The organism is Pseudomonas sp. SZ40 (genome assembly GCF_052958135.1).
In genome coordinates this window covers 16835-37593 of sequence record NZ_JBQWIF010000016.1, presented here as the reverse complement: position 1 = coordinate 37593, position 20759 = coordinate 16835, and the positions used below count along the sequence as shown (strand labels likewise).

At 64.5% G+C, this 20759-nt stretch carries 19 protein-coding genes and 1 pseudogene; 15 read left to right on the top strand and 5 right to left on the bottom strand.

Annotation, left to right across the window (positions count from 1 at the left end; all coding sequences use genetic code 11):
* The first annotated feature begins 15 nt into the window (after nucleotides 1–15).
* From ACT9T4_RS14360 to ACT9T4_RS14340, 5 genes are all read left to right on the top strand, one after another.
* Entirely contained in the window at nucleotides 16–2154 is a 2139-nt protein-coding gene (locus ACT9T4_RS14360; RefSeq protein WP_499117580.1) for a TonB-dependent receptor, read from the top strand.
* A gap of 49 nt (nucleotides 2155–2203) precedes the next feature.
* Complete coding sequence (locus ACT9T4_RS14355) at nucleotides 2204–2986, top strand: ABC transporter ATP-binding protein (RefSeq protein WP_042552184.1); 783 nt, start codon at nucleotides 2204–2206, stop codon at nucleotides 2984–2986.
* Nucleotides 2983–3945: an ABC transporter substrate-binding protein gene (locus ACT9T4_RS14350; protein ID WP_499117578.1), complete on the top strand. Its 963-nt coding sequence runs from the start codon at nucleotides 2983–2985 to the stop codon at nucleotides 3943–3945. The genes ACT9T4_RS14355 and ACT9T4_RS14350 overlap by 4 nt, the downstream gene beginning before the upstream one ends.
* Nucleotides 3945–4967 carry a FecCD family ABC transporter permease gene (locus ACT9T4_RS14345; RefSeq protein WP_499117577.1) on the top strand — a complete coding sequence of 341 codons (1023 nt, stop codon included), beginning with the start codon at nucleotides 3945–3947 and terminating at the stop codon, nucleotides 4965–4967. Before ACT9T4_RS14350 ends, ACT9T4_RS14345 begins: the two co-directional genes overlap by 1 nt.
* A 108-nt stretch (nucleotides 4968–5075) precedes the next feature.
* Nucleotides 5076–6242, top strand: coding sequence for a zinc-dependent alcohol dehydrogenase (locus ACT9T4_RS14340; RefSeq protein ID WP_042552187.1), 1167 nt, complete (start codon nucleotides 5076–5078; stop codon nucleotides 6240–6242).
* 131 nt (nucleotides 6243–6373) lie between these two features.
* On the opposite strand, the gene estP is transcribed toward ACT9T4_RS14340, so the two are convergent.
* Complete coding sequence (gene estP / locus ACT9T4_RS14335) at nucleotides 6374–8218, bottom strand: esterase EstP (protein ID WP_499117574.1); 1845 nt, start codon at nucleotides 8216–8218, stop codon at nucleotides 6374–6376.
* 312 nt (nucleotides 8219–8530) lie between these two features.
* On the opposite strand from estP, the gene ACT9T4_RS14330 reads away from it, so the two are divergent.
* From ACT9T4_RS14330 to ACT9T4_RS14320, 3 genes are all read left to right on the top strand, one after another.
* On the top strand, nucleotides 8531–9079 hold the full coding sequence (locus tag ACT9T4_RS14330; RefSeq protein ID WP_156152644.1) for a RipA family octameric membrane protein: 549 nt from the start codon (nucleotides 8531–8533) through the stop codon (nucleotides 9077–9079).
* 118 nt (nucleotides 9080–9197) lie between these two features.
* Complete coding sequence (locus ACT9T4_RS14325; RefSeq protein ID WP_499117572.1) at nucleotides 9198–9797, top strand: SCO family protein; 600 nt, start codon at nucleotides 9198–9200, stop codon at nucleotides 9795–9797.
* Complete coding sequence (locus ACT9T4_RS14320) at nucleotides 9798–10469, top strand: cytochrome c oxidase assembly protein (RefSeq protein WP_499117570.1); 672 nt, start codon at nucleotides 9798–9800, stop codon at nucleotides 10467–10469. It abuts the gene before it with no gap.
* A 49-nt stretch (nucleotides 10470–10518) separates the two neighbouring features.
* On the opposite strand, the gene ACT9T4_RS14315 is transcribed toward ACT9T4_RS14320, so the two are convergent.
* Entirely contained in the window at nucleotides 10519–11319 is an 801-nt protein-coding gene (locus ACT9T4_RS14315) for a methyl-accepting chemotaxis protein (protein ID WP_413694639.1), read from the bottom strand.
* A 57-nt stretch (nucleotides 11320–11376) separates the two neighbouring features.
* Nucleotides 11377–12165 (bottom strand): annotated as a pseudogene (locus tag ACT9T4_RS14310) (MCP four helix bundle domain-containing protein); the annotation flags it as partial.
* A gap of 344 nt (nucleotides 12166–12509) precedes the next feature.
* Between ACT9T4_RS14310 and ACT9T4_RS14305 the strand changes: the two are divergent.
* From ACT9T4_RS14305 to ACT9T4_RS14280, 6 genes are read left to right on the top strand one after another with little or no spacing between them, the layout of a single operon-like run.
* On the top strand, nucleotides 12510–13361 hold the full coding sequence (locus ACT9T4_RS14305; protein WP_499117568.1) for an STAS domain-containing protein: 852 nt from the start codon (nucleotides 12510–12512) through the stop codon (nucleotides 13359–13361).
* Nucleotides 13362–13365: 4 nt separating this feature from the next.
* Nucleotides 13366–13728, top strand: a complete 363-nt coding sequence (locus tag ACT9T4_RS14300; RefSeq protein WP_042552194.1) for an STAS domain-containing protein — start codon at nucleotides 13366–13368, stop codon at nucleotides 13726–13728.
* Nucleotides 13725–14129, top strand: coding sequence for an anti-sigma regulatory factor (locus tag ACT9T4_RS14295; protein WP_042552195.1), 405 nt, complete (start codon nucleotides 13725–13727; stop codon nucleotides 14127–14129). Before ACT9T4_RS14300 ends, ACT9T4_RS14295 begins: the two co-directional genes overlap by 4 nt.
* Entirely contained in the window at nucleotides 14126–15136 is a 1011-nt protein-coding gene (locus ACT9T4_RS14290; RefSeq protein ID WP_499117634.1) for an ATP-binding protein, read from the top strand. The genes ACT9T4_RS14295 and ACT9T4_RS14290 overlap by 4 nt, the downstream gene beginning before the upstream one ends.
* The gene (locus tag ACT9T4_RS14285; protein WP_499117566.1) at nucleotides 15129–16004 is read left to right on the top strand and encodes a sensor histidine kinase; all 876 of its coding nucleotides are present in this window, start codon (nucleotides 15129–15131) and stop codon (nucleotides 16002–16004) included. The genes ACT9T4_RS14290 and ACT9T4_RS14285 overlap by 8 nt, the downstream gene beginning before the upstream one ends.
* On the top strand, nucleotides 15994–17937 hold the full coding sequence (locus ACT9T4_RS14280; protein WP_499117564.1) for a PAS domain-containing hybrid sensor histidine kinase/response regulator: 1944 nt from the start codon (nucleotides 15994–15996) through the stop codon (nucleotides 17935–17937). The genes ACT9T4_RS14285 and ACT9T4_RS14280 overlap by 11 nt, the downstream gene beginning before the upstream one ends.
* 37 nt (nucleotides 17938–17974) lie before the next feature.
* On the opposite strand, the gene ACT9T4_RS14275 is transcribed toward ACT9T4_RS14280, so the two are convergent.
* Both ACT9T4_RS14275 and ACT9T4_RS14270 read right to left on the bottom strand, forming a co-directional pair.
* Nucleotides 17975–18760, bottom strand: coding sequence for a 2-keto-4-pentenoate hydratase (locus ACT9T4_RS14275; RefSeq protein ID WP_499117562.1), 786 nt, complete (start codon nucleotides 18758–18760; stop codon nucleotides 17975–17977).
* Nucleotides 18761–18784: 24 nt separating this feature from the next.
* Nucleotides 18785–19705, bottom strand: coding sequence for an NAD(P)-dependent oxidoreductase (locus ACT9T4_RS14270; RefSeq protein WP_179537691.1), 921 nt, complete (start codon nucleotides 19703–19705; stop codon nucleotides 18785–18787).
* A 107-nt stretch (nucleotides 19706–19812) separates the two neighbouring features.
* On the opposite strand from ACT9T4_RS14270, the gene ACT9T4_RS14265 reads away from it, so the two are divergent.
* Nucleotides 19813–20703: a LysR family transcriptional regulator gene (locus ACT9T4_RS14265; protein WP_179537692.1), complete on the top strand. Its 891-nt coding sequence runs from the start codon at nucleotides 19813–19815 to the stop codon at nucleotides 20701–20703.
* The last annotated feature ends 56 nt before the right edge of the window (nucleotides 20704–20759 follow it).

Sequence of the window (20759 nt, the reverse complement as noted above, 5' to 3'; positions counted from 1 at the left end):
TTCGAGTGGAACGACATGTCCCGATCTTCTCTGTTCTATGCCCTGTCGGGCAAATCCCTGCGCGTGGGCCTGGTGCCCTGCGTGCTGTTCGCCATGCCCGTGCAGGCCGCCGAGTCGGACGAGCCCTTGGCCTTGCCGTCGACGGCGATCACCGGCACAGCCGACGAGTCGTCGCAGCCGCCTGATCTGCACACGCCAACCACCTCCGGTTCGCGCCTGGGGCTCACCCCACTGAAAACGCCGGCAAGCACCAGCAGCCTCAGCGGTGCGCAAGTGCGTGGCCGCAATAACCTCACCGTACAGGACGCCGTGACCCGCACACCGGGCATCACCACGATCGGTACGCCCGGCAACGGTGGCACCGCGCTGTCGGCTCGCGGTTTTTCCGGGCATGCCTCGACCATGCAGCTGTACGACGGTACCCGCCAGTACATCGGCGCTGGCACCGTGACTTTTCCGGTCGATACCTGGTCGGTGGAGCGTCTCGACGTGCTGCGTGGCCCGGCTTCGGTGCTCTATGGCGAGGGCGCGACCGGTGCGGTGATCAACGTCATCCCGAAGAAGCCCTTCACGGGTGAGGTCCGCAATCAACTGCGCTTGGGGTATGGCAGCGATGATCGTCGCCAGGCTGCGCTGGACAGCGGTGGCTCGCTGAACGACGCCTTGAGTTACCGTTTCAGCCTCAACCAGCAGGCCAGCAACGGCTGGGTCGACCGTGGCGATTCCGAGAGCCTGGCGCTCAGCGCGGCGTTGCGCTGGGACGCCAGTGACGACCTGAGCTTCACCCTGTCCCACGATCATGCCGATCAGCAGCCGATGCGCTACCTGGGCACGCCGCTGGTCGATGGCCGTTTTCGCGAGAGCCTGCGTGAGCGCAACTACAACGTCGGGGACGCCGATATTCAGTACCACGACCAGATCACCCGTCTGGTCACCGACTGGCAGATCAGCGACACCCTCAGTGCCAGCAACCAGCTCTACTACATCAAGACCCAGCGCTACTGGCGCAATGCCGAGGCCTATCGCTGGCAGCCGGGTGATCTGGTCGAGCGTGGCGATTTCTGGCGCATCAAGCACACTCAGGAACAGGTGGGTGATCGCCAGAGCTTCACCCTCGACCATCCGCTGTTCGGGCTCGACAGCCGCAGCGTCGTGGGTGTCGATTACAACCGCATCCGTTTCGCCCGCCATCACGATTTCGACAACAGCCTTGGCGATGTCGTACCGCTGGCACAGTCCGACGGCGGCTCGTATCTGAGCAATGATCGCTACCGGCCGCGGGAGCTCAACCAGGCCAGGCAGTTCTCGTTGTTCGCCGAGAACCGTACCCAGCTCACCGAGCGCCTGTCTCTGGTCACCGGCGTGCGCCGTGATCAGGTGCATATCGATCGCACCGCGTTAGACGATGACTCGCGTGTCGATCGCAGCTTGAGCGGCGATAACTGGCGCGCCGGGCTGGTCTTCGAACTGACCCCGGAACTGTCGCTCTATGGGCAGTACGCCACCAGCACCGAGGGCGTGAGCAACCTGCTCACGCTGAGCCCGACCCAGCAGCAGTTCGACCTGAGCGAGGCGCGCCAGACCGAGTTCGGCCTCAAGCACGCATTCTGGGAGGGACGTGGCGAGTGGACACTGGCCGCCTATCACATCGTCAAGGAGAAGCTGCTCAGCCGTGCCACGCCAGCGGCACCGACCGAGCAGATCGGCCAGCAATCTTCCGATGGTCTGGAAGCCACGCTGGAGCTGGCGCTGGGGCAGGGCTGGCAGGTCTCTGCCAACGCCGCACTGGTGCGTGCCGAGTACGACGACTTCACCGAAGCCGGTGGTGACCGCAGTGGCAATCGCCCGACCGATGTGCCGCGCCGTACCGCCAACCTCTGGTTGAGCAAGGCGTTGAACGAACAGGTGGAGGCCGGTATCGGCGCCCGCTATGTCGATACGCGCTATGCCGATACGGCCAATACCGTGGAGATTCCTGGGTATACCGTGGTAGATGCCAACGTCGCCTGGCAGGTATTGCCGGAGGTACGCCTGGGGCTGGAGTTGAACAACCTGTTCGACCGCCAGTACGCCACCACCAGCAGCAGTGATGGCGAACAATGGTACTTGGGCCAACCGCGTTCGTTCTTCGTTACCGCTGACTACAGCTTCTAAACGCTGGCGCACCGGGCCATCCCGGTGCGCCCACAAGAAGGAGTCTGGCATGTCGACGCTACGTATCGAAAAGCTGTCATGGGCCGTCGAGAGTCGGCGCGCTGCGCCACGCTGGCTGTTGCAGGACATCGATCTGCATATCGGCGAGGGCGAGTTCGTCGGCCTCATCGGCCCCAATGGCAGTGGCAAGACCAGCCTGTTGCGCTGCGCCTACCGCTCCAGCGAGCCGGCGAGCGGCAGCCTGCATCTCGACGGTGAGAACCTCTGGCGGCAGAGCCCGCGCTGGAGTGCGCAACGCATTGCCGTGGTGCTGCAGGAGTTTCCCCAGGAGTTCGGCCTCAGCGTCACCGATGTGGTCGCCATGGGGCGCACGCCGCACCAGGGGCTGTTCGCCGGCGACAGCGCCGAGGACACCGCACTGGTAGCCCAGGCACTGCAGCAGGTCGGCCTGAGTGCGCAGGCGAGTGAGGCATTCGCCACCCTCTCCGGCGGCGAGAAGCAACGGGTGCTGCTGGCCCGGGCGCTGGTCCAGCAGCCCGGGCTGCTGATTCTCGACGAACCCACCAACCACCTCGACCCGCGTTACCAGCTGGAGCTGCTGCAGCACCTGCGCAGCCTTGGCCTGAGCACCCTGGCCAGCTTTCACGACCTGAACCTGGCGGCGGCTTTCTGCGACCGCCTCTATGTCGTGGCCGCTGGCCGCCTGGTCGCCAGTGGCACACCCAGCGAGGTGCTGAGCGCCGAGCTGTTGCAGCGCGTATTCGCCGTGCAGGCGCTGGTCGACAGCCATCCGCTGCATGCCTACCCACGGATCACCTGGATTACCCAATGAACATCTTCAGACACCTTTGCGGCCTGTCGCTGGCGCTGCTTGCACTGCCGGCTGTAGCCAGCGACTACCCACTCACGGTACGCAGCTGTGACCGTGACGTGATCTTCGAGCAGGCGCCGCAGCGCGTGGTCAGCCACGACATCAACATGACCAGCATGCTGATCACCCTCGGCCTGCGCGAACGGATGGTCGGCTACACGGGCATCAGCGGCTGGAAAACCCTCGACCCGGCCTTCAGGGATTCGCTTGGCGATGTGCCCGAACTGGCCAGCCGCTATCCCTCCGTGGAAACCTTGCTGGAGGCCGACGCGGATCTGTTCTTCGCCGGCTGGAACTACGGCATGCGAGTCGGTGGTGCGGTCACCCCAACGACCCTGCAGCCATTCGGCATCGCGGTCTATGAACTCAGCGAATCCTGTTCCTGGGTGATGAAACAGCAGGGCGCCAGCCTCGATGACCTGTACCGCGACCTGCTCAACCTTGGGCGGATCTTTTCGGTGCAGCCACGGGCCGAGGCACTGGTCGGGCAACTGCGCGAGCGCATCGAAGCGGTACGCTCCAGCATCAGGCAGGACGGCACGGCTCCACGAGTGTTTCTCTACGACAGCGGCGAAGACCGTCCGACCACGTCCGGGCGCATGGGCATGCCCCAGGCACTGATCGAAACGGCAGGCGGGCACAACGTAATGGACGATGTCACGGCCAGCTGGACCCAGGTGAACTGGGAGAGCGTGGTGGAGCGCGACCCCGAAGTGATCGTGATCGTCGACTACGGCCCGCGTTCCTGGCAGCAGAAGCGTGACTTCCTGCTCGGCAACCCGGCATTGCAGGCGGTGACGGCGATCCGCGAGCAGCGTTTCGTGGTGCTCTCCTACCTGGAGGTCACGCCATCGGTGGAGAATGCCACGGCCATCGAGAAACTCGCCGCCGCTCTGCATCCGCAGTCGGAGAGCCGCTGATGCCGATCCGCAGTGCAGCGGCCTATCGAACGCTGGTCATCGGCCTGTGCGTTGCCCTGGCGTTTTCCTGTGTGATGGCATTGGGCTTCGGCCCGGCAGCGGTGCCGCTGGCCACCGTCTGGGGGATCCTCGGCAAGCAGCTGGGCCTGGAGCTGGGCGCCGAATGGAGCCGTAGCCAGGAGCCCATCGTCTGGCTGATCCGGGCGCCGCGGGTGCTGCTCGGTGCGCTGGTCGGCGCCGGGCTGGCGCTGGTTGGCACTGCGCTGCAGGCGGTGACCCGCAACCCGCTGGCCGACCCGCATCTGCTCGGTGTCAGTTCCGGCGCAGCGCTTGGCGCGGTGCTGGTGGTGCTTTACCTGGGGGAGTTCCTCGGTGTGTTCAGCCTGCCGCTGGCCGCGTTCATCGGTGCGGCGGGCAGCATGTTGCTGGTCTTGGCGGTGGCACGGCGCAGTGGTCGCCTGGAAAGCGATCGGCTGCTGCTGGCCGGCGTGGCGGTGTCCTTCGTGCTGATGGCGCTGGTCAATCTGCTGCTGTACACCGGCGACCACCATGCCGCGGCGTCGGTGGTGTTCTGGATGCTCGGCGGTCTGGGCGCCGCGCGCTGGGAGGTGATCTGGCTACCGGCGATCTGCGTGGTCCTCGGTTGCGCGGCGTTGCTGGTGCTGTCGCGCGGGTTGAATGCATTGATGAGCGGCGAGCAGACCGCCGTGAGCCTGGGCTTCAGCGGCAAGCGGCTGCGCCTGCAGGTGTTCGTCTGCACCTCGCTGCTGACCGGCGTGCTGGTGTCGCTGTCCGGTGCCATCGGTTTCGTCGGCCTCATGGTGCCGCACGTGGCCCGTGCGCTGGTCGGCGCCGAGCATCGTCGGCTGATCCCGGTCAGTGGCCTGCTTGGGGCGTTGTTCCTGGTCTGGGTGGACGTTGCCGCGCGCACGCTGATCGCCCCGGAAGACCTGCCCATCGGTATCGCCACGGCGGCACTGGGCGGGTTGTTCTTCATCGTGCTGCTCAAGCGCCGGCATTGAGCGCGCTAAGTGGGCCAGCCAACCCCGCTTATCCTCATGCATGAACTTAAGGGCGAGGGGGCTTCTCGGTATCTATCTGGATACTTACCTCACGCCCCGGAGCTCACCATGCGCGCATTGACCTATCACGGCAGCAACGACGTTCGCGTCGACAACGTGGCGGACCCCGTCATTCAAGAGCCGGATGACATCATCCTGCGTGTCACCGCCACGGCCATCTGCGGATCGGATCTGCACCTGTATCGCGGCAAGATTCCTCAGGTGAAGCATGGCGACGTATTCGGCCACGAGTTCATGGGAATCGTCGAAGAGGTTGGCAGTGCGGTGACGGCGGTGAGCAAGGGCGACCGGGTGGTGGTGCCCTTCGTGATCGCCTGCGGCAGTTGCTTCTTCTGCGACATGAACCTGCAGGCCGCCTGCGAAACCACCAATACCGGGCGTGGCGCGATCATCAACAAGAAGCAGATTCCCTCGGGTGCTGCGCTGTTCGGTTTCAGCCACCTGTATGGCGGCATCCCCGGAGGGCAGGCCGAGCTGGTGCGGGTGCCGAAAGCCAATGCCGGGCCGTTCAAGATCCCCGACGAGCTCGATGACGAGCGCGTGCTGTTCCTCTCCGACATCCTGCCCACTGGCTACCAGGCGGTGATCAATGCCGGTATCGGCGAAGGCAGCAGCGTGGCCATCTATGGGGCCGGGCCGGTTGGTCTGATGGCTGCGGCGTGTGCGCGGATGCTCGGCGCCAAGCAGATCTTCATGGTCGATCATCACGCTTATCGTCTGGCCTACGCGCAGTCGACCTATGGCGTGATCCCGATCAATTTCGACAAGATCGACGATCCGGCCGAGGCCATCATCGAGCAGACCGAAGGGTACCGCGGCGTCGACGCGGCGATCGATGCGGTCGGTTTCGAAGCCAAGGGCAGCACCACCGAAACCCTGCTGACCCAGCTCAAGCTGGAAGGCAGCAGCGGCAAGGCGTTGCGCCAATGCATCGCCGCCGTACGGCGCGGCGGCACGGTGAGCGTGCCGGGCGTATATGCCGGCTTCATCCATGGCTTCCTGTTCGGCGACGCGTTCGACAAGGGGCTGACCTTCAAGATGGGCCAGACCCATGTTCACAGCCTGTTGCCGGATCTGCTGGAGCGTATTCAGAGTGGCGCGCTGAACCCGGAGATCATCATCAGCCACCGCCTGAACCTGTCCGACGCGGCCGAGGGCTATCGGCTGTTCGACAAGAAGGACGAGGACTGCCGCAAGGTCATTCTTCGCCCTTAGGCGGGTATCGAGGGGAGGGTGCAGGCGCGTCGCCTTCGACGCGATACACGGGTGACCATCGCACGTGCCGTGTGATGGTCACCCGTCGCCGCGGGGCTCCTATCAGGAGTGGCGAAATAGCCACTGCCAGGTCAGATGTCCAGCGACACCGACAGATTCAAGCCATGTTGCAGCTCGTCATCGGCGTGGCGGTAGCTGTAACTGCCGCGCAGTGACAGACCGTCGCCGAGGCGCTGGCTGACACCGACGTGGCCGCGCAGGCTGCGGTCATCCGGGCGATGGCCGGGCAGTTCGAAGCCGATCCCCGGCAGGCTGTTCAGCGACATGCGCAGCTCGGCGGGGTCATCCTCGTATTCGCGCTCCACTGCCAGCTCGCCGAACACCCGGGTCTGCGGGCTCAGGTCGTAAAGCCCTTGCAGACCAGCACCCAGGCGCCTGGACTTGCGCGTCTGGTCGTCGAAGCTCAGCGCAGTCGAGCGCTGGCTTTTCTCGCTGTACCCGTCCACATCGATATGCACGTAGTCGGCGCTGATGAAGGGGCTCAGGTGCCACTGGCTGCCCGGCTGGGCGATGTCGTAACCGAAGCGGCCGCTGACGGCCCAGAGCGTACCATCGGTGTCGCCCTTCTCCGAGTTGGTGGCCGGGCCGGCAGCGAACTTGCGTTTCAGATCGTCGTATTCCAGGCGTCCGGCGCTGGCCGAGAGGTCGCCCCACCAGCGATCGTGCTGGTATTGAGCGAACGCCGTGCCGATGTAGCTGCGCAGGTTGTAATCGGAATCCGCTGCGCCAGCCTCGAGATTCTGTTCATGCAGCCCGGCCGCCAGGCCGACGCGCCAGGCGTCATCGAGGCGATAGCTGCCGCCGAAGTTGAGGCTGTAGCCATTGCCATCGGCATTGCCACCCTGACGGTCATATTCCAGCCGTTGGCCACCGCCATTGACGAAAGCGCGCCACTGACCGACCGCCTGCCAGGCGTCCCAATCCGCCAGCCATTGGGCGCGTAGCTGATCCTGATGGCCACGCAGGGTACCCAGGGCCATTTCCGGCAACAGGGTGACTTCCCAGGGGGCGGCCAGCAACGAGTAGGCGTAGTCGGCGATCAGGCGCTGGCCGGCAATCGTCGGGTGAACCCCGTCGTTGAACAGCAGTTTCGTCGGGTCCGGTGTGCTGCCATTGAGCCCGAAGATCGGGTTGGGGTTGCTGCAACCCGCGAAGCAGGTGCCAATTACCGTGGCGCGATCGGCGACCAGGCCGTAGCGGCCAGGGTCATTGACCACTTCGGAGAGGTAGAGCGGCATGTTCAACGGAATCACATTGGCGTCCAGCGTCGCCAATTGACTGACCAGCTCGGTGTTGAAGGCTGCGCCCAATGCGCTGACCTGCCCCTGCAGCGGGCTGCCGAAAAAGTTCGGCGTCAAGCCGAGGTCCGGCAGCACCCACACCATGATGTAGCGCGCACCCGCCTGTTGCAGCGCCTCGGCGCTATCCACCAGACGCCCCGCTGCGGCCTGGGCGCTGGGCCCACTGACGACCTGGCCCTGCAGGAAGTCGTTGCCGCCGCCCGTCAGGTAGTACAAGGCGTTGGGGTCGGCTCGGCCGCCGGTGGACTGCAGATAGCCGCCGGGCCCGGTGATGGCATTGAGGATCTGATCGGTTCGAAAACCGCCGACCGCCCAGTTGTTGCCGCCGTCCACGGTGTTCGCCGAGCCCAGACCGGGGCCCGACAACCCGAGTGCATTGCCCAGCAGCATGGGCGATACCTCTCCGAATGCTTCGCCGCTGCCATTCTGGTAAGTCGGGCCGGTGCGATTGGTGAAGCGAGTGGTGGCACCGGCGGGACCATTGGCATCGGCAAACCACCCGGCATCGCTGAGGCTGTCACCAAAGACATAGAGGGCGCTATACGGCGCGGCGGAGAGGGAAGATGCGCTGGCCAGCAGGCAGGCCGCCGCCAGTGGCGTGAGTAAGCGTTTCATGGCAAGTCCTTTTATTATTGGAGTGAACCGCTCGACAAATGTAGCCAGTGTTCGATGGAAAGCACAGCCTGATCGAGAGGCCGCACTTTAGGTGCCGTCGACTGCCTTACGGACCCGTTGGTCGTGCCATCGACGCCATGCGCCATAGCGATAGCTTCCTGACGACGGTAGGCGAGTGAGTCTGCCAGCTGACCACTCGTCCTCATTCTCGAACCGATACCCGAGGGCCCGGCTCCCACCTTTGATGAGCCACGGTCGATCCGAGCAGGATCAGCCGCTTTTTCAATGCGCAATGATGTCGTGGTAACCGCTGTGTCCAGAATCATCTCCTCCGTAGGTCCGACTCCTGAAGCCGAAGCCACCGACGTATCCGATTCCCTGATGTTCGGCACGCCCAAGGAGCGTCTGGACTTCTACCGTCGGGAAATTCAATACGAAACCAACCTGCTGGCCGATCGAACCAACGCCTACCTGGCTGCCCAGTCGTTTCTGGTCATCGCCTATGCCTCGTCCATGGCCAATGCGAATCCGTCCTGGGGCGACCTGTTCACTCTGGTAGTGCCGGCCCTGCTGGCACTCCTCGGGATCATCAGCTCGCTGAACGCCTGGCCGGGCATCAAGGCGTCATCGGCGATCATCGGCCACTGGCACTTCAAGCAGGAACAACTCCTGCGCAGCGAGCCGAAGTTCGGTCATGCCTACGACGAGTCGCCGTTGTTCAGCGAGCACGAGTCCAGTGACGAGCGTTACTACAAATCCCTGAGGTTCTCGCTGCGGTCACCCTGGCTGTTCACCATCTTCTGGATGGTCCTGGGGCTGTTCTCGCTGTGGCTGCAACTGTCGTCCACCGCCAAGCTTTAGAGGTTCGCAGCTCCCGGTAACATTCATTTGCCTGCACGCCCTGGCTGGCTTGCGGTCATTAGGTCGAGGAACGCGTTCGGGCTCGCCGTACGCGGATAATGGAGGAGGGCAGCGCAGCGTGAATCGTACCTGGGTCGCCAGTGCCGTCGCCATCGTGCTGCTGCTCGCCGCGTTGCCGCTGTCCTATCAGCTGTGGCCAGCCCGTACCCCGGTAGCGGCGGCGGTCGGCGAGGGCGCTCGGGTTGGCGGGCCTTTCCAGTTGCAGGATCAGCATGGCCAGGCCGTCAGTGAACGGACGTTCAGTGGCCAGTGGCTGCTGGTGTTCTTTGGTTTCACCCGCTGTGCCGATATCTGCCCGACCACCCTGGTACACATGGCCAGGGTGCTCGATGGTCTGGGCGAGCAGGCCAGCCAGGTTCAGCCGCTGTTCATCAGCCTGGATCCCGAGCGCGACACGCCGGAGGTGCTGGCGGCCTATACCGCGTTCTTCGATGAACGCATCCTCGGCCTGACCGGCAGTGCCGAACAGATCCGCCGGGTCGCCGATGCCTACAGTGTGTACGTCGAGAAGGTACCGATGGGCGATACCTACATGCTCGATCACACCGGCTCGATTTACCTGATGGCGCCGGATGGAGCGTTAGCCGAGCTGTTCTCCCCGCGAATGACAGCCGAGGCGATGGTGCAGGAAATCTCCAGCGCCATCGGCCAGCGTTAAATGACCGCCACCCTGCGTGAGCAAGAGAACAGGCGGGCGCGCAACTGGCCGCTGTTGCTCGGTTTCGTGGTGCTCGCCGCCTGCTGGCTAGGGCCGCTGCCCGGCATGAGCCGCACGGCCTTCTCCGCCCATATGCTGCTGCACCTCGGGGTGGTGGCGCTCGCCGCACCGCTGCTGGCCATTGGGCTGGCGCGCTCGGGGCTGCGTGTGGACAGCCTTCGCCCTGTCGGCGTCTGGACCTTTCTGGTGTTCTTCGCCGAGATGCTGGTTGTGTGGGGCTGGCATGCGCCGTTGCTGCATGAAGCGGCGGCCATCAATGTCTGGGCGTTCGTCGCCCAGCAGGCGAGCTTCCTGGCCGTGGGGGTGGGGGTGTGGTCGATGGGGTTCGCCAGCCAGTCGCGGCGCGGGGTGGCCGCGGCGATGTTCGGCTTCTTTCTGACCTTCGCGCACATGACCATGCTCGGCGTGATGCTGATCATGGCGCCCAAGCTGATCTATCCCGCCGAGCTCTGCCTGGGCGCGTTCGGCTTCGCGCAACTGGACGATCAGCGCTTCGGCGGCATCCTGATGGCTGCCTGGAGTGGTGTGGTGTATCTGGGCGGCGCCGTGGCGTTGGGGGCACGCCTGCTGAGCACTGCGGGCGGGGAGAGTGACGCGCGCCCCTCCGGTTGAACGCAGAGCACCGCCAGGCATGCACTGGCGGTGCTGCGTAGCGGCGTGATTACAGCTTGAAGTTGCCCACCAGATCATCCAGTTGCCGGGACAGGCTCTGCAGGTTGCCGCTGGCAGTGTTGAGCTGGTCGGCGATCACCGTGGTTTCCTGAGTGAACTGGTTGATCTGCTCGACGTTGCGATTGATCTCTTCGACCACGCAGGACTGCTCCTCGGTGGCGGTGGCGACCTGAATGTTCTGATCGCTGATCTGGCTGATGTGGCCGTTGATCTGCGCCAGCGCTTCAGATGCCTTGGCGGCGTATTCGACCACCCGCTCGCTCTGCTGACGCCCCTTGGCCATGGCCTCTACAGCCGAGCGGGATTCGCTCTGCAGGCGGTCGATGACCTTCTGGATCTCTTCGGTCGAGGCACCCGAGCGGCTGGCCAGGGTACGCACCTCATCGGCCACCACCGCGAAGCCGCGGCCCTGCTCACCAGCGCGGGCAGCCTCGATGGCGGCGTTGAGGGCCAGCAGGTTGGTCTGCTCGGAGATGCTGCGAATGGTGCCCAGGGTAGAGCTGATCGCGTCGATCTGCCCGGCCAGCGCGCCAATGACCTTGGAGGCCTGCTCCAGTTCGCCGCTGAGCGCATCGATCTGTCGGTTGGCCTGGTCCACCACTTCACGACCGCCATTGGCATGCTCGGTCGCCTCGCGGGCCACCTTGGCGGCATTCTCGGCGTTACCGGCGATTTCGTTGACCGTCGAGCCCAGTTCGTGGATGGCGGTGGCCACCTGCACCGTACGGTCGCTCTGCGCGGTGCAGTTGCTTTGCGTCAGTTGGGCGCGTTCGGCGACTTCGCGGGCCATGCCGGACAGCTCCCGCGAGTTGCCGGCCAGTTGCTGCATGATGCCGTGCACCCTGGCCAGAAAGCGGTTGAAGCTCTGCGCGATGTCGCTCAGCTCATCGCTGCCGCTCAGTTCGATGCGTGCGTTCAGCGCCAGGTTGTCGGCGGCGTTGCCCAGGCTGGTCTGCAGAATGGATACGCGGCGGCGCAGGTTGGCGACGATCAGCCAGGAGGCGATGAACGACACCAGCAGGCCGAGCACGATGATCGTCAGCTGCTGCACGCGGCCTTGCTCATAGTTGTCGGTACTGCGCTGGTTCTGCTGTTCGGCTTGTTGCAGCAGGGTGTCGAGCAGTTCGTTGGCGCCCTGGCGCATCACCCCGTAGCTCTTCGCGTACTGATCACGGTAGATCTGCTGCGCCCTGGCCATGTCGCCGCCGTCCAGGGCCTGCAGCATGGGCGTGAGCTCACCGCTGACCATGGCCTCGAACTGGTCGAGCAAGCGCTGCGCCTGGGCCTTGCGCTCCGGGTTGACTTGCGCCTCGACGGCGTTGCGCATGGCCGTGCGCATGCCGGGGATGTCCTCGTTGAGGGCTTCCTGCACACGGGTCTTGACCCCTCGCTCGTCACGCAGGGCGGTGTCCTGCAGCAGCATCATGTCGATACCCACGCGCATGCGCGGAATCCGCGAGGCGGCTTCGGCCATCGCGCGCATGGGGGCTGAGGTATTGAGGTAGAGCGCGCTGGCCTCCTTCTGCATGTTGGACATGCTGTTGAGGCTGGTCACGGCGACCAGAATCAGCGCGATGCAGGGGATGGCCACTGCGATGATCAGGCGGGTCTTGAGTGTCAGTGTGTCGAGGCGCATGGGTGATGTTCCATGTCATTGGAGTGGCGTCAGTATACGGGCACGAATGATTTCATGCTGCCATGACATGCATACCGTTCGGCGGGCCGCCGAACGCTCGCAATGGCCCTGCCAGAGCCTGTCGCCACTGCCCTGTCGGCCTTGCTCGAAAAGGAATGCGAAGCGATTCTCAGTGCGTCGGACAATGATGTCATTCTGGGTCTATTTACCCCTTCTTTATGGGGATGATTTGCTCGTACTATGCGTGGCGCAAAACTATCTCCAACTATCCCGAACCCCTCCTGTCACTGTCTAACAGCGGTCAGTTCGGTATCGATCCGTATTCGTTCAGGAGTTAATGGCACATGGCAGCACTGCAGCTCGGCACCATCGAGGCGATCAAGAACAATCAGGCACAACTGCTCGATGAGTGGATCAGGGGCCTGGAGGCGAGCGGTTCGACTCGCAACCTCAAGGAGCAGGATCTGCAGCAGCAGACCGCGGAGTTTCTGCAACTGACCATCGCCGGGCTGGAGAACGGCGGTGCTGCCAACATCGCCGCCGCCAGCTGGGAAGACGTGCGCCAGTTCCTCGAGCGCCTGTCGTCCAGCCGCGCGCTGCTGGGCCATGACTCCCACCAGGCCGCCAGTTTCATCTTCGCCCTGAAGGGCCCGCTGTTCGCCTTGCTGCAGCGCCAGTACCGTGACCAGCCCGAAGAACTGGCGCAGCAGCAGTGGGAAGTCTCCGAGCTGTTCGACAATCTGGGCCTGCATACCATCCGCACGTTCCAGAAATCCCGCGAATCGGTGATCAAGCGTCAGCAGGAAGAGTTGCTGGAATTGTCCACGCCGGTGGTCAAGCTGTGGGATGGCGTCCTGGCACTGCCGATGATCGGCACCCTGGACTCGCAACGCACGCAGGTGGTGATGGAGTCGCTGCTGCAGCGGATCGTCGATACCGGTTCGGAAATCGCCATCATCGACATCACCGGTGTGCCGACCGTAGACACCCTGGTCGCCCAGCACCTGCTCAAGACCGTGACCGCCATTCGCCTGATGGGCGCCGACTGCATCATCAGTGGCGTGCGCCCGCAGATCGCGCAGACCATCGTGCACCTGGGCCTCGACCTGCAAGGCGTGGTGACCAAAGCCAACCTGGCCGATGCCCTGAAGCTGGCCCTGAGCCGTCTTGGCGTCACCCTCAGCAAAGCGGTCTGAAGCCATGGAACGCATTCCGATTTTGCGGATGGGCGAGTTCCTGCTGGTGACCATTCAGGTCGATATGCATGACCAGCTCGCGCTGACCCTGCAGGACGATCTTTCCGAGCTGATCAGCAAGACCTCGGCCCGCGGTGTGTTGATCGACATCTCCGCGCTGGACATGGTCGATTCGTTCATCGGCCGGATGATCGGCACCATCTCCGGGCTGTCGAAGATCATGGACGCCGAGACCATGCTGGTCGGCATGCAGCCCGCCGTGGCGATCACCCTGGTGGAACTGGGCATGACCCTGCCGGGCGTCAGCACCGCATTGAACGTCGATCGCGGGATGAAGCTGCTGCGGGAACGAGTAGCTCGGCAATGATCGTACGCAGCAGCGGTACCCAACCGATCAACATCGAGCAGGACGTGGTCCTGGCGCGCCAGACCACACGCAAGCTGGCCACCGAGTGCGGCATGCGGCTGATCGATCTGACCAAGCTGGTCACGGCGGTCAGCGAGCTGGCGCGCAACACCATGGTCTATGGCGGCGGCGGTGACATGGACTGGCAGGTGCTCGAAGACAGCGCGCGTATCGGGCTGCGCCTGACCTTTCGCGACGAAGGCCCCGGCATTCCCGACCTCAAGCTCGCCATGACCGATGGCTGGACGTCCGGCAATGGCCTGGGGCTCGGCCTGACGGGCGCCAAGCGTCTGGTCGACGAATTCGAGCTGGACACCGCACCCGGTGAAGGCACACGAATCACGATCACCCGATGGACATGACGATCAGCGGCAGCATGACCCTGGTGCTGCCCATCGACGACAGCAGCCAGGTCGGTCATGCCCGGCGTACCGCCCAGAAACTGGCCGAGCAGCAGGGCTTCGACGACACCGATGCGGGCCGTGTCGCCCTGGTGACCACCGAACTGGCAAGCAACCTGCTCAAGCATGCCGGGCGTGGTGAGTTGCACCTGCGGGTCGTGCCACGCCCCAGCGGCGCTGGCATCGAGGTGCTTGCCGTGGATCGCGCCCAGGGGTTCGATCTGAATGCCTGCCTGGCCGACGGTTATTCCACCGGCGGTACCCAGGGCATCGGGCTGGGCGCGGTGTCGCGGCAGGCCGAGGTGTTCGACGTGTACGCCGATGCCCGCGGTGCGGTGTTGCTCGCACGCGTTTACGCACGCACGGACAAACAGCCGGACTGGCGCTTCGGGGTCAGCCAGCATTCGCTGCACGACGACCCGGCCTGCGGTGATGTCTGGCACCTCGCAGCCCAGGGCAGCACCTTCAGCGCGCTGGTAATCGACGGGCTTGGCCATGGCGAGGAAGCCGAGCGTGCCGCGCTGGCAGGCGAGCGCACCTTCGCTCTGAGCCCGTTCAGTGAGCCGGTCGTGCTGCTCGAGGAGCTGCACCGCGCCATGAACGGCACCCGCGGTGGCGCGGTGGCCATCGCCCAGGCACGGCTCGACAACGGCACCCTGCGCTTCGTCGGGGTCGGCAATATCAGCGCCGCGTTGATCAACGCCGAGAAGTCCCGCGGCCTGGCATCGCATCCGGGCATCGTCGGTGGCCAATACCGCAAGGCGCAGCCTTTCGACTACGACGAGGTCAATGGCCAGCTGCTGATTCTGCACAGTGACGGCCTGCAGTCGCGCTGGAATTTGAAGGACTACCCCGGCCTGGTGCACTGCCATCCGGCGGTGATCGCCGCCGTGCTGCACCGAGATTTCTGCCGTGGCCGTGACGATGTCACGGTCGTGGTCATTGCCCTGGAGCCCGCTCATGGTTGAGCCGACTGACCTGACCCATGCCGAGCAGGCCGCACTGATCGCCCGTCTGCAAGGTGAAAGTGCGGCGCTGCGCGAAGAACTCGATGAAACCAACCAGGGCGTCCTCGCCCTGTATGCCGAACTCGACAATCAGGCCGACGAGTTGCGCCAGGCATCGGACCTGAAGAGCCGCTTCCTGTCCTACATGAGCCATGAGTTCCGTACGCCGCTGGGCTCGATCCTGAGCATCACCAGCCTGCTGACCGATGAACTCGATGGCCCGCTAAGCGCCGAGCAGCATCGCCAGGTAGCCTTCGTCAGCACGGCGGCACGCGAGCTCAGCGACATGGTCGATGACCTGCTCGACCTGGCCAAGATCGAGGCCGGGCGCATCAGCATCTCGCCGGCCTGGTTCGACATGCTGGACCTGTTCTCGGCCTTGCGCGGCATGTTCCGGCCAATCGTCGACGCCAGCGCCGTGGACCTGATTTTCGAGGAGCCGGTGGGCTTGCCGCGGCTGTACACCGACGACAAGAAGCTTGCGCAGATCCTGCGTAACTTCATCGCCAACTCCCTGAAGTTCACCACCCGTGGTGAAGTGCGGGTGTCCGCCCGCCTGGAAGGTACCGATCGGGTGTGTTTCGCGGTCAGCGACACCGGCATCGGCATCGCCCCCGAGCTGCACGGCGCGCTGTTCGAGGACTTTTCCCAGGTCGACTCGCCGCTGCAGAAGCGTCTGCGCGGCACCGGCCTGGGGCTTTCCCTGTGCAAGCGCTTTGCGGCGTTGCTGGGAGGCGAGGTCGGGGTGGAAAGCGAGCCGGGCGTCGGGTCAGTGTTCTTCGTGAGCATTCCCCTGGCGATCGCAGCGGAGTCTGTCGATGAAGCCTGATACCCGCCTGCTGATCGTCGATGACAACGTCGCCACCCGCTATGCCCTGCGCCGGCGCCTGGAGAAACACGGGTATCAGGTGCTGGAGGCCGGCACGGGCACCGACGGGCTGGCGCTGATTCGTGGCGAGTCGCCAGATGCGCTGATCCTCGACGTCAACCTGCCGGACATGAGCGGCTTCGATATCGTCCGCATCCTGCGTGCCGAGCCGGGTACGGCGCTGCTGCCGGTGATCCACGTCTCGGCGGCGTCGATCCAGACGGGCGACATCATTACCGGTCTGGAGGCCGGGGCCGACGCCTATCTGGTGCATCCGGTCGATCCCGACGTGCTGCTGGCGACCCTGCGCACTCTGCTGCGGGTACGCGATACCGAACATGCGTTGCGGGAAAGCGAGGCGCGTTTTCGGGAGATTTTCGTCAACGTTTCAGCGCCGATTGCCGTCCTCGATTCGGACCTCAAGGTGCATGAGTGCAACCATGCCTTCGCTCAGCTGATTCAGGACGAGCCGGATACCCAACTGCTCAGCCAGTGTTTTGACGATGGCCAGGCTTCGCTGCTCGACGAGCTGCGCCTGCGTCTCAAGGCTGGCGAGCGCTGGAAGGGCTCGCTGAACATGCAGGTGCAGGGCGAAACCCGGGAAACCGAGTGGCAGGTGTCGCCTTACCGCACCCCGGAACTGAGTCTGGTGTTCGTCGAAGACGTTACCGAGCACCGTCGCCGCGAACGTCTGCACCTGGCACAACTGGACGACGCCACCAGCAGGCTGGCCCGCGAAGTCGCCGAGCGCGCCCGCACCGAAGCGCAGTTGCTGCAAGTGCAGAAGATGGAGGCCCTGGGCAACCTCACTGGTGGTATTGCCCACGACTTCAACAACATGCTCACCGGCATCATCACCAGCCTGGAGCTGATTCAGAAACGGGTCGCCGAGCAGCGCCTCGACCGCGTGCAGCTGTATACCGAGGCTGCGCTTAATTCGGCGATGAGCGCTGCTGCGCTGACCCATCGTTTGCTGGCGTTCGCCCGCAAGCAGCCGCTCGACAATCGCGCCGTCGACGTCAACGAGCGTGTGCGTTCGCTGGAAGAGTTGCTGGTGCGTACCATCGGCGAGCAGATCACCCTGACCCTGGAACTGACCGGCAAGCCGGCCATCGCCCTGGTCGACCCCAGTCAGCTGGAAAACGCCGTGCTCAATCTGGTGATCAATGCCCGGGATGCACTGCCCAATGGCGGCAATATCTGGGTCAATACCTACACCGCTCACTCCAGTGGCGACCCGAACCTGGCCGATGGCGTTTACGTGGCGCTGTCGGTGCGCGACGACGGCAGCGGTATCGACCATGCCCTGATCGATAAGGTGTTCGATCCCTTCTTCACCACCAAACCGGTGGGCCAAGGCACCGGGCTGGGGCTGTCGACCATCTATGGTTTCGCCCGCCAGTCTGGCGGCAACGCGAGCATTCGCAGCGCCACTCGGCGAGGTACCGAAGTCACCATCATGCTGCCGGCCAGCAGCGAGCCGGTGGTCATCGAGAGCGATGCCGAACAGGTCGAGCATCGCGGCGCTGGCGAGCGGGTACTGGTTGTCGAGGATGTGGCCACGGTACGGGCCTTCGTCTGCGAAGTGCTGGAGGAGGCGGGTTATCGCTGTACTCAAGCCGAAGACGTGGAGACTGCGTTGGCCCATCTGCAGAGCGGCGCAGTGATCGACCTGCTGCTGACCGATGTCGGCCTGCCGCGCATGAACGGTCGTGAGCTGGCCGAGGCGGGGCGCAAGCTGCGTCCCGATCTGCCGATCCTGTTCATGACCGGTTATGCCGAGAACGCCATCAACCGCCAGGTGTTCCTCGACAGCGGCATGGAACTGCTGACCAAGCCGTTCAAGATGAACGAGCTGCTCGACAAGGTGCGTCGCTCGCTGCCTGAAGGCTGAGGCTCGGCCGGGGTGGCGTTGGTCTCGTCTGTCCTCGTCAACAGAAAAAACAAAGCTCCCGGCCCAGATAACGCACCGTCAGTTCATGGCCGCTGCCGCTTATATCGAAGGGTTCGCACAGCGCGCCGGTGGACACGATGTCGCCGGCGCGCAGCGTCTCGCCCTGTTCGGCGGCGTGGGCGTAGAGGGCGGCCAGTGAGTTCAGCGGATCGGTGGCGGCATCGCCGTGCAGCGTGCGCGCTCGGGGCTCGCCGTTCAGGTGCACCACGGTCGTTTGCGCGAGTTCGCGCAGCACCTGCAGGTCGAGGCCTGTGCAGGCGGGCGGGCCGATGATCAGCGCTTCGAAGCCGACGTTGTCCGCCGTGAAGCTTGGCCAGCCGACGCTTTTGCGGTCGATGAAGCGTGAGCGCACCACTTCGAAGGTCAGACAGGTGTGGCGGATGTCATCGGGCTGCACGCCACGGCCCGGCAGCGGCTCGATATCCCGGGCGAGCACGAAGGCGATTTCGCATTCGATGGTCAGTGGCCCGTTCATGGGGAGATGCAGCCGTGCACCGCTGGTGTGGCAGCGAGCCGCTTCCAGCTGGCCTATCAGCGGCCGCGACAGTTGCGCAGCGCGCATGGCCGCTGGGCTGCCGACGCCCAGCTTCCAGCCGGCTCGGCTACCGCCGGCTGCCTTGAACAGGCAGTCCTGCGCGGCGTAACCCTGTTGCAGGGTATGCGGGCGCAGCGCGACGGGCAGGCTGTCGAGCAGCGTTGCGGCGCGCCAGGTTGTCAGCAGCAGCGCGGCGGTAGCCGCAGGGGCGAAGGCATCGTCTTGCATGGTGGTTCCTGGTGAATGAACGGATCAGTGGGGATGGACAGGCGCTGGCAGGCTGGCTGGCGGCGCGGCGCGAAACTCCACGCCCAGCAGCCGCTCGTAGACCTTGATCATGGCGCCCTTGTCGTCGCTGCCATGGCCTTGCAGCAAGGCCGTCTGGTAGATCGCCGTGGCGGCCGAGAGCAGCGGCAGGGGAATGCCCAGATCGGCGCTCAGGCGTGCTGCACTGGTGAGGTCCTTGTAGGCGTGATCGAGCGGGTAGGCGCTGTCGAAGCGGCCAGCGAGTATGTGCGGCAAAAAATAGCTGGACGCATGGCTGCGCCCGGTGCCGTTGTTGACCACGGCGCTGACCTTCTCCGCATCCAGGCCGAGCTTGACCGCCATCGGCAGAACTTCCGCCAGCGCCGCGCAATTGATGTCGTAGAGCAGCTGGTTGATCAGTTTGGTCAGTTGGCCGCTACCCGCTGCGCCCATGTGCAGTATGGTCGTGGCCATGCTCTGCAGGTACGGCTGCACATCCGCGAACACTGCTGCATTGCCGCCACACATGATCGTCAGGGTGCCGTCGGCGGCCCGTGACGGCATGCCGGACACCGGTGCATCCATGAAGTGGATGCCACGCGTCGCCAGTTCGCTTTCGATCTCCAGGGTCTGCTGATAGTCGACGGTGCTGGTGTCGATGACGATGCTTCCCGGGCGCATCCACTGCGCGAGGCCGTCTGCGGCGAACAGCAGCTCTCTGATCACCGCGGCATTGGGTAGCGACAAGAACACCTTGTCGCAGCCTGCCAGGCGCCGCCGATCCTCGGTGGCTTCGGCACCCAGACCGGTCAACTCGGGGTAGGCGCGGCCACTGACTGAGCTGACCAGCAGGCCGGGGTGGTCGTGGAGCAGATTGATGGCCATCGGCCGACCCATCTGTCCGAGACCGATAAAGGCGATAGGCATGGCGGGAGCTCCTGACCGATGGGTTGGGGCCATGCTAGGTGCGTGGGGTCATCATGAGAAATATATTGTTATGATGCTTTTCATCACAAATTGTTATGGGTTTTGCCGTGAATCTGAGAGCGTTGAGGTGTTGTGTGGAAATCGCCCGGCTGGGCAGCTTCACCCGAGCGGCCGAGGCGATGCACATCGCCCAGCCAGCGCTGAGCATGGCCGTGACGCGCCTCGAAGAGGAGCTGGGCGTGGTGCTTTTCAACCGCGCCGCCCGACAGATCACCGTCACTGCCGAAGGCCAGGTGTTTCTGGAGCGTGTCGCCAAGGCGCTACTGGAACTGGATATGGCACGCCAGGAGTTGGGCGACATGGCCGATCTGCAGCGCGGCGAGATACGCCTCGGGGTGCCGCCGATGTTCGGCATCCATTACATGCCGGAGCTGCTCAGCGCCTTTCGTCAGGCGTATCCGGGCATCGTCATGAGCGTGTTCGAAGGCAGTGCCGACGAGATCGGCCGGCTGCTCGAAGCGCGGCAGATCGACCTCGCCCTGCTCGAATCTCGGCGGGTGAGCAGCGCCTGGGAATCGGTGCTGCTCGGCACTGACGAAATGGTGCTGTGCATGAACCAGCAGCATCCCCTGGCCGGTGAGGCACGACTGCCGGCAGGGCGTCTGCAGGACGCGGATATGGTGGTGTTCGACCAGAGCTTCCTGCAGCGCCACCTGCTCGATGCCTTTTGCGCCGAGGGCGGGGTCACCTACCGCATCGCCCTGCAAAGCAACTTCGTGTCCTTGGTGACCCGGGCGACCCTGGATGGGCTGGGCATTTCCACCCTGTTGCGCTCGGTGCAGCAGGGCGAACCCGGTATCGTCGGTGTGCCCTTCGAGCCGCCGCTGGGCATGAGTTTCAGGTTGTGCTGGCGAGCCAACGAATACCTGTCACTGGCCAACCGGCGCTTCGTCGAGTTCGCCCAGCATGCAGGCTTTTTCGGCCGTGCGGCGGGCTGAGCGGATGGCCGACAGGTGGCGCCGTTGCGTCTGCCGGGGAAACCGCTTGCAGGAGT